General features: G+C 32.9%; 9 protein-coding genes. 2 read left to right on the forward strand and 7 right to left on the reverse strand.

Translation table 11 applies throughout. The features are described from left to right. From FHG05_RS06845 to FHG05_RS06855, 3 genes are all read right to left on the reverse strand, one after another. Nucleotides 1-660: a tRNA1(Val) (adenine(37)-N6)-methyltransferase gene (locus FHG05_RS06845; protein ID WP_140997278.1), complete on the reverse strand. Its 660-nt coding sequence runs from the start codon at nucleotides 658-660 to the stop codon at nucleotides 1-3. A 65-nt stretch (nucleotides 661-725) separates the two neighbouring features. Next, nucleotides 726-1,256, reverse strand: coding sequence for a ribosome maturation factor RimM (rimM, locus tag FHG05_RS06850; RefSeq protein ID WP_140997279.1), 531 nt, complete (start codon nucleotides 1,254-1,256; stop codon nucleotides 726-728). A 16-nt stretch (nucleotides 1,257-1,272) separates the two neighbouring features. Further along, nucleotides 1,273-1,821 (reverse strand): 30S ribosomal protein S16, encoded by a 549-nt coding sequence (locus FHG05_RS06855; RefSeq protein ID WP_140997280.1) that lies wholly within the window; start codon nucleotides 1,819-1,821, stop codon nucleotides 1,273-1,275. Between the two features lie 170 nt (nucleotides 1,822-1,991). Between FHG05_RS06855 and FHG05_RS06860 the strand changes: the two genes are divergently transcribed. Beyond that, complete coding sequence (locus FHG05_RS06860; protein WP_140997281.1) at nucleotides 1,992-2,678, forward strand: DUF6252 family protein; 687 nt, start codon at nucleotides 1,992-1,994, stop codon at nucleotides 2,676-2,678. Between the two features lie 51 nt (nucleotides 2,679-2,729). Here the strand turns inward: FHG05_RS06860 and FHG05_RS06865 are convergent, their stop codons facing one another. The 4 genes from FHG05_RS06865 to FHG05_RS06880 are packed head-to-tail and all read right to left on the reverse strand — an operon-like array spanning nucleotide 2,730 to nucleotide 7,830. Further along, nucleotides 2,730-5,342 carry a carboxypeptidase-like regulatory domain-containing protein gene (locus tag FHG05_RS06865; RefSeq protein WP_140997282.1) on the reverse strand — a complete coding sequence of 871 codons (2,613 nt, stop codon included), beginning with the start codon at nucleotides 5,340-5,342 and terminating at the stop codon, nucleotides 2,730-2,732. Then, a complete protein-coding gene (locus FHG05_RS06870; RefSeq protein WP_140997283.1) occupies nucleotides 5,343-6,176 on the reverse strand; it encodes a GLPGLI family protein in 834 nt (277 codons plus the stop codon). 2 nt (nucleotides 6,177-6,178) lie between these two features. After that, nucleotides 6,179-7,003: a GLPGLI family protein gene (locus FHG05_RS06875; RefSeq protein ID WP_140997284.1), complete on the reverse strand. Its 825-nt coding sequence runs from the start codon at nucleotides 7,001-7,003 to the stop codon at nucleotides 6,179-6,181. A 2-nt stretch (nucleotides 7,004-7,005) separates the two neighbouring features. Further along, nucleotides 7,006-7,830, reverse strand: coding sequence for a GLPGLI family protein (locus tag FHG05_RS06880; protein ID WP_140997285.1), 825 nt, complete (start codon nucleotides 7,828-7,830; stop codon nucleotides 7,006-7,008). 168 nt (nucleotides 7,831-7,998) lie between these two features. On the opposite strand from FHG05_RS06880, the gene dnaE reads away from it, so the two are divergent. Beyond that, nucleotides 7,999-12,519 carry a DNA polymerase III subunit alpha gene (gene dnaE / locus FHG05_RS06885; protein ID WP_140997286.1) on the forward strand — a complete coding sequence of 1,507 codons (4,521 nt, stop codon included), beginning with the start codon at nucleotides 7,999-8,001 and terminating at the stop codon, nucleotides 12,517-12,519. Nucleotides 12,520-12,529 lie beyond the last annotated feature (10 nt).

The following is a 12,529-nucleotide window of genomic DNA, read 5'->3' on the forward strand; positions in this document are numbered from 1 at the left end:
TTACATCTTCAAATAAAAATCTTGGGTGAGTTTGATATATTCTGGAGTGTATTCATGACGAGAAATTTCAATAGTTAATTCGTCAATTAAAGGAGTTTGTTGGATTCTTGAAAAAGCCAGCAAACTTCTTTTAATTTCTGTTGTTGGATTTCCTTTTACACGAGTAATTTGTAAAGGATATAATTCAAAAGAGGCTGCTAAAGCTAAAAACCGATTTTCTTCTTTATAAGGAATGACGACTGCAAAAATACCCTGTTCTGAAAGTAATAAATCAGCAGCTTCTACTAAATCTTCAAAAGGTAAAACCTCTTCAAAACGAGCTAGATCTCGTCGTTCATCTTCAGTTTTATAATTCTCAGTGTAAAAAGGAGGATTGGAAACAATTAAATCATATTCATCTTCAGGTTCTTCCATGAATTCATCAAGACCAGCATGAAAGCAAAATAAGCGGTCGTTCCATGGTGAGGCTTCAAAATTATCAGTGGCTTGTTCAAAAGCCGCATCATCAATTTCAATAGCATCAATTTGTTCCGCATGGCTTCTTTGAGCAAGCATTAGAGCTACAATACCTGTTCCAGCACCGATATCAAGAATATTGTAAGGATTGTTAATCAAGGGTGTCCAAGCGCCTAACAAAACCCCATCAGTGCCAATTTTCATAGCACAGCGATCTTGTTTAACTGTGAATTGTTTGAATTTAAAAACCGACAAAATCTACTCTTTTTTTATGAACCTAAATATAAGTCAACTAATCCCACAGGAGTGTTAAGAATTACTTTTTTGTTGCCTCTATCAATTTTTACAATAAAATCATCTATCATGGGAACCAAGATTTCGATTTCACCATTTAGAATTTCAAAAAGAGGTTGTGCATTACTATCGTTCACCCCTTTCATTGTGCCAATAGTTCCTAAACGTACATCTTCAACTTCAAAACCTACAATTTCATGATAATAAAACTTGTTGCCTTCTAATTTAGGCAACATGGAAAGTGGAAGATAAATTTCACAATTCATAATTTCATCAGCCGCAGCTTCTGAATCAATATCTTCAAAACGTACCCGTAAAAATTTATCTTTGTGAAGAGCACTTTTTTCAATAAAAAAAGGAACCAGTGATTTGTTTAATTCAACAAATACTGATTCCAAATTTTCATACAATTCAGGTTCGTCTGTATCTAAATAGATTAAAACTTCCCCTTTAAAACTAAATTTTCTCGCAATCTTGCCTAAATAGAAACACTCTTTTTTATGCATTATTACGAATTAAAAATTAAGCTTCTGTTTCTTCATTGTTTTCTTCAACAGCTGGAGCTTCTTCAGCAGCAGCTTCTTCGGTTGCAACTTCAGCTTCCGCTTCAGCAGCTTTTGCAGCTTCCGCTTGAGCAGCTAAACGTTTCTCGTTAGCTTCTTTTTCAGCTTTCAATGCTTTCGCTTTAGCATCTGCTTGCGCTTTGCTTAAACCGTCTTTTTTAGCGTCAACTTTTCCAGCTTTTTCTTCTAACCAAGCTGCTAATTTAGCATCAGCTTGTTCTTGAGTTAAAGCACCTTTACGAACTCCTCCATCTAAGTGGTGTTTTAATAAAGCACCTTTGTAAGATAAAATTGCTCTTGCAGTGTCAGTTGGCTGAGCACCATTGTGTAACCATTGTACAGCGCTATCTAAATTTAAATCGATAGTTGCTGGGTTAGTGTTTGGATTGTAAGTTCCGATTTTGTCTAAGAATTTACCATCTCTTTTTGAACGAGCATCTGCTGCTACGATCCAGTAAAAAGGTTTCCCTTTTTTACCATGTCTTTGTAATCTAATTTTTACAGGCATAATCTTTTGATTAATGTTGAGGTACCCGACCTCAGTTATTTAAGGGTGCAAATGTACAAAACTTTGTTTTACAATAGTATATGTTTTGCAAAAATATTTTTATGATTTTTATGTTAAGTTTGAATTAAAAAAATTATTTTTGTCTAATTATGTACTAAACAAGATATTAAATGAAAAAAATAATTGCTTTAATGGGATGTGTAATAATGGTTACTTCATGTGTGAATGAAACACAAGTTAATAACCCAGCATTTCAAGCAAAATTTAACGATAGTAACTGGAAATCACAAGAAACTTCATTAGCAATAGGGCCTAATGGTGGTTTGATTATTACAGCTTTAAGAGGGAATGAAGAGTTGGTTTTAACCACAAGTTCAGCCAATCCTGGAACCTATCTTTTAGGAACTACTAATGAGGCTAATTTTGCATCATATAGCTTAAAATCTGGGATTAATACTACGACGTATGATACAGGTGCTTTTCCTGGTCCAGCTTTTGTAACACGTAAATTAACCTCTGGAAATGGATATGCCAATGATGATTCTGCTTTAACAACAGGAGGTTCTGGTAGTGGATTGGTTTTTCGTATAACAGTAAATAGTATTGGTGCGATTTTAACAGACACTATAAAAGCTAGAGGCGCTAATTATGTAACTGGAGATGTAGTAACTGTTGAAGGAGGAAATAATAATGCGACTTTTAGAGTGGTGAACACACAGCAAAGTAACGGTGAAGTTGTTATTGAAAAAGTTGAGGATGGTAAATATACAGGATCATTTAAGTTGAATGCTGTAAATGATAGTGGAGAAGTAGTTACTTTTTCTCAAGGGATTTTCTACCGATTGCCTTTAAACTAAAAAGAATCAATTATAAAATAAGAAGCCATCTCATTTGAGGTGGTTTTTTTGTTAGAATCTATAGCGGACTGTAAGTAAAGCGTATCTTTCAATTAAAGGAATACTTCTCGTTGTAATCGTATAATCGTTTAAGGAAGTAATTTTAAATTCGTTTTCGTTCCACAAATTATTCAATACCATTCGGTAAGAAAATTTACTCTTTTTAGGAGTATAGTTCAATTCAGCATTTAAGAACGAATAGGTTTCATCTAACCAATAGACATCATTTTTTAATGCTACTATAAAGGTTTCATTTAGTTTGTAATTTATAGCGAAATTCGCTTTGGTAATCACATTGCTACTTTTAGAATCATTAAAAGTAGTATAACTTCTATTTTGGGTAACCGTAAAATCAAAATTATAGGGTTTTTCCAAATAAGTAGTTCCAGATACGATATAAGTACTAAATAAAGTGTTAATTGTATTGAAATCACTAGTGTTTACTTTTACAGGTGCTGAGGTCCAATTTTGATCCGTTTCTAATTTGGTTGCCATTTGTATTTTTCGAATGAAATACAGTAACTTAAAGTTAAATCGATAACTATCTCCGCCTTCTACAAAAGAGGTATTGTTGAAAATAAAATTATTTGTTATGGTGGTTTCTGATGCATTAATTTTTCCCGATTTGGTATAAGACAAACTACTAGTGGTAGAATAGCGAATGGAACTTCCTGAATAATGATGCGATAATGTGATACTCTGACTTTTTAAAACGGGCAATTCTTGGTTTACAATTCCTTTAGAAAAATTTCGATAACTTATCAATTGATACTTTTGAAGTAAAGCTGAAGTTTGAGGTAGTGTTTGATTGAAACTATGAAATAAGCTGTAAGTACCTGTTTTTTTACTATCGTAATTCAAACCATTATGGGCTCTATAAAGCACGTATCGTTTAGAAAAATTTTCGCTTTTAAAATCGTTAAAATCAAAAGTAATTTGAGAATCTAATTTTAAATCCTCTGTAAATTCATATTTAATGCCATTATCAACGCTAATGGTGTTTTGTTTAAAATCTAAACCCGTACTGTATTCTGAATTTTGAGTATTTTCAACTAAAAAATTGGTTTTGTTTTTTTCGGTACTACTTTCTAATTTAACACCTATTACGTGTTCTGTTTTTTTGTATTTGGAAATGAGTTTGCTCTTAATTCCAGTATAAAGAAGGGTGTTGTTAACTTCTTCTTTAATAAGTGCTTGACTATCAACAGCGAAAAAATCATTTAAATAGGGTGAAATAATTTTATTTCTTTCCGTCAATTGATCGTTTCCAAAATAGAGATAATTCACTAAAACCTTGTTTCCTTTGATTTTATAAGTATGATACAAATGATTGTAAAAACTGTAATTGTTATTTCTAGAGTTTACAGCTACTAAATCTTCATTAAACAAAATGTTATCCTTAATGCGTTGGGGGTTGTTTTTAAAAATCAAATTGGCTGTAAAATAGTTTTTTGAGTTGGCCGTATATTTAAGTTCTAGTTCACTGCCTATTTTTTTATTTTGTAAACTATAGTTTTTCTGCTCTGAGGTAAAAATAGGATTTGGTTCCACTAAATATTTCGTAGAAGACAAGCTATTTTGTATTTGCTCGTCTAAAGCAAAGTAACTCACACTGCGCACCGAAAAATCGGGTTTGATTTTTGTATTAAAAGCTAAAGTATTAAAAAAAGCATCGTTAAAAATACTTTGGGTATTACTAAAAGTGGTGTTTTCTCCACTAAATGAATGAAACACACTTCGTGCTTCTTTTTCATATCTATCTTGTCTGTAAATATCAAAAGAAGCAAAGCTTTTAGAAATCTGACTGCTGGCTTTAGTTCCAGAATTGTTGTAATCGGCTAAGTTTAATAATTTGATTTTTTTACGAATCAATCCAATATTTAAACTTTCTTTCCAACGATTCTCTGAAACAACTCCTGCACCTAAAGTAAGGTTTCCAAACCAAATGTTTAATAGATTTTTTTTCAACTTTAAATTCACAGCAACAGCCTTAGAATCACCTAATTGTTTTAATATAGGATTGTCTTCAAAATTTTTTAAAATCTGAACGGCATCCAACACTTTGCCATCTAAATTTTTGGACAATAACTTATAATCTTGATCAAACAAATCATCTCCTTCTACTAAAAGTTTTTCAATTGGCTTTCCATTTGCTTTAATAGTTCCATCTTCTTCAACTTCAATGCCTGGAATGCGTTTTAAAACATCTTCTACCGTTTGTTCAGTATCATTGGTAAAGTATTTCGTTTTTATGGTTATAGTATCGCTATCCACTTTTATTTTTTGTTCCGTTTCCAGTACCACTTCATTTAATACTTCTGTTTGTTCTACTAGTTCAAAAGATTGAGACACAATTTTTTTGTCCGTTAGGGTTAGTATAACTTGTTTTTTTTCATAGCCTAAACAAGAAACGCTGATAGTTATTTTTTTATTTTCATTAACTGATATCAAGATTCTATAACTCCCCTTAGCATCAGAATAGTCATAACCTAAAACAGACTCATTGGCATCTAAAATAATAACAGAAGCATTTTCGACGCTTCTGTTATTGTTTTTAATAGTGCCAGTTATAGAATACTGTTGTGAAAAACAAAATGTAGTAAAAAAGAATAATATATATTTCATTTACTCTGCTATTTCAATTCTTTCATTTTCAATTCTGTCATTTTCAATTGTATTTTTTATTGGGACAGCATTTATATTTCTTTCTTTATTGAATAAAGCTTTTCTTTCGTTATTTTTTTTAATTATATTGTTTGCGTGTTTTAAATAGTTATTATAACTATGCCACTTGCTAAAGGCTTCATCAGGATCAAATTTTATAAAGTCAATTTTAATTTCTTTTTTTAATGGATATTCCATATTTTTAAAATAAAAAAATATTTTATATTCACTATCATACGCCTCTAAAACGAGTCCTGGCAAGCCGTTTAATTTCCATGGGCCATAAGGTATGGGTATTTCTGTAGTATACCAAACGGTATAGTCTCTCCCTCGAAAAGTGGCTGTAGCTTTATGACACACGTATTTGCCTATTTTTTTGGTTTCGTTATCGAATTTCCATGAAATAGTAGGTTTTTTTTCTTTGATATAAACACTTCCCATGTACATAATATATGACCACAAAGTATCTTTAATTCTGTCAAAATAGACTTGATTGCCTACCCTATTTGTACCTGTACCACTTAAATCTATAATTGCTAATGTGCCCTTTTCTTCATTGGCTTCTGTGTAAACTGGATTTAATAATTTATTTAAATCTGTTTCTAAAGAATCTTTTTCAGATACGAAGTAAGAACGATTTACATCAAATGTTAATTGGGCATTAAACTCTTTGCCTTGTTTTTGGCCTAATTGTAAACTTTTGACATAACCGTAATTCACAATACCTTGTTCTTCCTGAGCACTTATTATCAATGAAAAAAATAAAAAAACTACTAGCTGATTTTGTTTGTACATCTTTATTCTGTTATTTCAATATATTGTCTATCTATTTTTTGTTTTGTAGGAATAAATTTTGGATGGTCTTTAGCAATCAAAAGCATACTTTCATATTCACTTTCTATCAAATAATTAACATGTGCTAGATATTCTTTATAAGAAAACCATCGAGTAAATTTTTCTTCAATATTTTCTTTAATAAAATCAATTTTTATTTCATTTTTTAAAGGGTATTGTATGTTTTTAAAATAGAAATAGATTTTATATTCACTATCATAACCCTCTAAAACTAATCCAGGTAAACCATTCAATTTCCATGGGCCATAAGGAATAGGTATTTCAGTAGTGTACCAAACGGTATAGTCTCTTCCTCGAAATGGAGCAGTGGCTTTATGGCAAGTGTACTTACCAATTTTTTTAGTTTCTTTTTCAAATTTCCAATTGAAAGCAGGTTTCTTTTCTTTGATATAAATATTACCCATACCCATTACATACGACCATAAAGTGTCTTTTTCGCGATCAAAATAGACTTGGTTTCCTACATAATTGGTGAATAACTCTGAACTGTTAAGTTTTATTGTTCCAAGTGTTTCATTTCCTTCATTCGATTCGGTGAATACTGGTTGAGTAATTGTTTTATCAGTTATAGTTTCTAAAGAATCTTTTTCTGAGACAAAATATGAATGCATACTATCAAAAGTTAATTGCGCATTATATTCTTCTCCCTGTTTTTGACCATGAAAAATGCTTTTTATATAACCGTAATTTACAATGCCTTGCTTTTGTTGAGCACTTATTGTCAAGGAAAAAAATAAAAATAATACAAGTTGATTTTGTTTGCTCATCTTTATTCCGCTATTTCTATATATTGTTCTTCTAAGACAACTCTTACTGTAACTCCTGGGTGATCTTTTAATACCAATAACATGCGTTCTCTTTTTGTTTCAATTAAATCCTTTGCGTGTTTTAAATAGGTACTATAACGAAACCATTTTGTTCGTTTTTCTTCTATGTCTTCTTGGACAAAACTAATCTTTATCGTTTCTTTTACAGGATATTCCATGTTTTTAAAATAGAAATAGATTTTGTATTCGCTATCATACGCTTCCAAAACCAAACCAGGTAAGCCATTTAGTTTCCAAGGACCATAAGGGATAGGTATTTCGGTAGTATACCAAACCGTATAGTCTCTACCTCGAAAAGGAGCAGTGGCTTTATGGCAAGTGTACTTGCCTATTTTTTTGGTTTCTTTCTCAAATTTCCAGGAAATAGTGGGTTTTTTTTCTTTGATGTACATATTGCCCATGCCCATAACATACGACCATAAAGTATCTTTTTCGCGTTCAAAATACACTTGATTTCCTACATAATTGGTTATTAACCTTGAATTGGAGCCGCTAAGATTAATAACGCCTACATTGCCATTGGCTTCATTAGGTTCAATAATAGTAACTTCTTCCGTTTTGTCAACATTATTTTCTAAAGAATCTTTTTGTGTTACAAAATAAGAACGTTTGCTGTCAAAAAGTAATTGAGCTTTGTATTCTTCTCCTTGTTTTTGCCCAGTTAGTAAACTTTTAATATATCCGTAGTTGACAATGCCTTGTTTTTCTTGAGCAATTGTAAATTGGGTAATTAAAATAAAGGTTAGTAAAAAAAATATTTTTTTCATGTGTACTATTTAAATGCAAATCAAAATAAAAATAGGCAACTTTCAAAAGGAATATTTCATTTTATACTGTTAACAACTAAAATTGTGCATCATTTTTAATAATTGTATTTTTGAAGTTTGTCATTCTAAGAGACAAAATAGTTTTAATTATTTGGAAATAAATCTATTATGTATTTAATCTTCGATACGGAAACCACAGGATTACCTAGAAGTTGGGCTGCACCCATAACCGACACCGATAATTGGCCTCGTTGTATACAAATTGCGTGGCAATTGCATGATGCTATGGGAAATCTTATCGAGCATCAAGATTATTTGGTAAAACCAGATGGGTTTAATATTCCGTATGATGCCGAACGTATTCATGGTATTTCTACCGAATTAGCAGAAGAACAAGGGGTGTCTTTGAGTGAAGTACTGGAAAAATTCAATATAGCGCTTTCCAAAGCCAAGTTTGTTGTGGGTCAAAATGTAGGTTTTGATGTTAATATTATGGGCTGCGAATTTTACCGAATGGGTGTCGCTTCCGAAATGGCAAAAATGCCTGTTTTAGATACTTGTACAGAAGTTACAGCCGAATTACTAAAATTACCTGGAGGTAGAGGAGGTAAATTTAAATTACCTACCCTGACCGAATTACACGAATATTTATTTGGTGAACCTTTTGCAGAAGCGCACAATGCTACAGCCGATGTGGAAGCAACCACACGTTGTTTTTTAGAATTAATCAAAAGAGAGGTCTTTACAAAAGAAGAATTAGACGTTGCTCCCGATTATTTTACACGTTTCAAAGAAAATAATCCGACTGAAATTCAATTAATTGGATTGCAGCACATCAATTTAAAAGCAGCTTCAGACGCCATTCGTAAAAAACTGCAAAAAATTGAGCAAGAAAACGTTCAAACAACCATCTCTGAAGAAGATAAAAAAGATTTTTCTAAAGCGAAGTTCGCGCACTTACACAATCACACCCAATTTTCAGTATTGCAATCGACTATTGCGATTCCTGCCTTAGTTGCTGCAACTGCAAAAAACAATATGCCAGCTGTTGCGATGACCGATACTGGGAATATGATGGGTGCTTTTCACTTTGTGAGTGCGGTTATGAATCATAATAAAGCTGCAAAAGCAAAGATTGAAGCGGCAATTGAAGCCGGTGAAACACCTACGGATGCCGAAATAAAACCTATTGTAGGTTGCGAATTTAATATTTGCGACAATCATTTGGATAAAACCAAAAAAGACAATGGGTATCAGGTGGTTTTATTAGCAAAAAATAAAAAAGGGTATCATAATTTAGCTAAAATGGCTTCCATCGCTTATGTAGATGGGTTTTATTATGTGCCTAGAATTGACAAAACCATTGTTGAAAAATACAAAGAAGATATCATGGTTTTGTCTGGGAATTTATACGGTGAAATTCCTAGTAAAATTTTAAATATTGGTGAAAACCAAGCCGAAGAAGCTTTGATTTGGTGGAAAAATCAATTTGGAGCCGATTTCTATTTGGAAATCATGAGGCACAATCAAGAAGATGAAAATCGGGTAAATAAAACCTTAATTGAATTGGCTCAAAAGCACCAAGTAAAATTGGTTGCAACCAATAATACATTCTACCTGAATAAAGAAGATGCGAATGCACATGATATTTTATTGTGTGTGAAGGATGGAGAAAAACAGGCAACGCCTATTGGTAGAGGAAGAGGATATCGTTACGGGTTACCCAATCAAGAATATTATTTTAAGTCGGAAGAAGAAATGAAAAAACTTTTTACCGATTTACCAGAAGCCATTATAAACATCCAAGAAATAATTGACAAGGTCGAAATTTACTCTCTTTATCGCGATGTATTACTGCCAAAATATGATATTCCTGATGAATTTGTAGATCCTGCCGATGCTGAAGATGGTGGTGTTCGAGGTGAAAATGCCTATTTAAGACATCTTACTATGGAAGGTGCCAAACGCAGGTATACTGAAATTACTCCAGAAATTCAAGAACGGTTGGATTTTGAATTGTTAACGATTTCCAATTCAGGTTATCCAGGTTATTTTTTAATTGTACAAGATTTCATCGCAGAAGCTAGAAAAATGGATGTTTCTGTTGGACCAGGACGTGGTTCTGCTGCGGGTTCTGCGGTAGCATACTGTTTAGGAATTACTAATATAGATCCTATTAAATACGATTTGCTTTTTGAGCGTTTCTTAAACCCAGATCGTGTATCCATGCCCGATATTGATATTGATTTTGATGATGAAGGACGTGGACGTGTGATGGATTATGTAATTAAAAAATACGGAGCCAATCAGGTAGCGCAAATTATTACGTATGGGAAAATGGCAACGAAATCGGCTATTCGAGATACCGCTCGGGTATTAGATTTACCTTTGTTTGAAGCGGATCGGATTGCTAAATTAATTCCTGGAATGATGCCTTCCAAATGGAATTTGGCCCGATTCATTTCTGAAAAAGAAGAAGAGGTTAAAAAAGCCTTGCGTTCCGATGAATTTGATCGAGTTAAAGAATTAATTGCCATTGCAAACGAAGGCGATTTAGCGGGAGAGACGATTCAGCAGGCGAAAATATTAGAAGGTTCGATGCGTAATACCGGAATTCATGCGTGTGGGGTAATTATTACACCTTCTGATATTACCAATTATGTTCCGGTAACAACAGCTAAAGATTCCGATTTATATGTAACCCAATTTGATAACTCTGTTGCGGAAAGTGCTGGATTACTAAAGATGGATTTCTTAGGTTTGAAAACCTTAACCTTAATAAAAGATACGGTTAAATTAGTTAAATATCGAACAGGAATCCAACTCAATCCAGACGAATTTCCTATAGATGATCCAAAAACCTATGAGTTGTTCCAAAGAGGGGAAACGGTTGGGATATTTCAATACGAGTCACCTGGAATGCAAAAGTACATGAAGGATTTGAAACCAACTGTTTTTGGTGACTTAATTGCCATGAATGCGTTATATCGACCAGGTCCTTTGGAATACATTCCCTCATTCGTAAGAAGAAAAAATGGAGAAGAACCTATAGTATATGATTTAGATGCTTGTGAAGAATATTTAGGTGAAACCTATGGAATTACAGTATATCAGGAACAGGTAATGCTTTTGTCTCAATCTTTAGCAGGATTTACTAAAGGTGAAGCCGATGTCTTACGTAAGGCAATGGGAAAAAAGCAGAAGGATGTATTGGACAAAATGAAGCCTAAATTTGTAGAACAAGCGGCTGCAAAAGGGCATGATGCTACTGTTTTGGAAAAAATTTGGAAAGACTGGGAAGCTTTTGCCAGTTATGCCTTCAATAAATCGCACTCCACTTGTTATGCTTGGGTAGCTTATCAAACCGCTTACTTAAAAGCACATTATCCGGCGGAGTATATGGCTGCTGTGCTTTCTAATAATATGAACGATATTAAGCAAGTTTCTTTCTTTATGGAAGAGTGTAAACGGATGGGATTAGCTGTTTTGGGTCCGGATGTAAACGAATCCTATTATAAATTTACCGTAAATGAAGATTATGCGATTCGTTTTGGAATGGGAGCTATTAAAGGTGTGGGTGAAGGAGCTGTAAATACGATTGTTGAAAACAGAAAAGAGGGCAAATACAAATCGATTTTTGATTTAGCCAAACGAATCGATTTGCGTGCGGCCAATAAAAAAGCGTTTGAGAATTTAGCTTTAGCAGGTGGTTTTGACTGTTTTTCAGATACACATAGAGCACAATATTTTCATGATGAAGGCGATCATATTACGTTCTTGGAAAAAGCCATGAAATACGGGGCAAAGTTTCAAGAAAATGAAAATTCCTCTCAAGTAAGTTTGTTTGGTGATGCTTCCGAAGTGCAAATTGCTGAACCCGTTGTTCCACCTTGTGAAGAATGGAATACCATGGAAAAATTGGCCAAAGAGAAAGAAGTAGTTGGGATCTATATTTCGGGTCACCCTTTGGATGATTACAAATATGAGATGAAATATTTCTGTAATGCTAAGTTAGAAGAACTGAAAGATTTAAACAATTTCGTAGGTAAAAATATTAGCATTGGTGGAATCATTACAAAAGTAGAACACCGTGTGGCAAAAAATGGTAAAGGTTGGGGCATGTTTACTTTGGAAGGTTATGACGAAACCTATGAATTTAGAATTTTTGGAGAAGAATACTTAAAGTTCCGACATTTTTTAATTCAAAACAATTTTACCTTTATTAAATTGGTAGTAAAAGAAGGTTGGGTGAACGCTGAAGGGAAAAAAGGGGATCCAAGATTGCAGTTTATAGAAGTGAAAATGTTGCAAGATGTGTTGACTACTTTTGCTAAAAAACTGATTTTACAATTTAGTATTGTTGATTTAAGTGAAAGCTTAATTCAATCTTTGTATGATTTATTTACCAAAGAAAAAGGCGAGAATACTGTTACTATTGAAGTCATGGAGTTGGAAAAAATAAAGAAACAAATCATCGAAACAGTTGAAGATGAAACTATAGATGTGAGTGATGATACAGATTCGGAAGAAGCATTAGAGTCGGTTGCAATTGCTCCAACTATTAAAGAGGTGGAAGAAATAAAAGTGGTAACCAAGTTGAGTATGCCGAGTAGGAAAATGAAAGTTAAAATTTCTAACGAATTATTGCAGGAACTTGAAAGCATGCAAATTAATTTTAAACTCAATTAATGTTAGCTAG

Origin of the sequence: Flavobacterium profundi, from assembly GCF_006491645.1 — a bacterium.
Taxonomy (GTDB): domain Bacteria; phylum Bacteroidota; class Bacteroidia; order Flavobacteriales; family Flavobacteriaceae; genus Flavobacterium; species Flavobacterium profundi.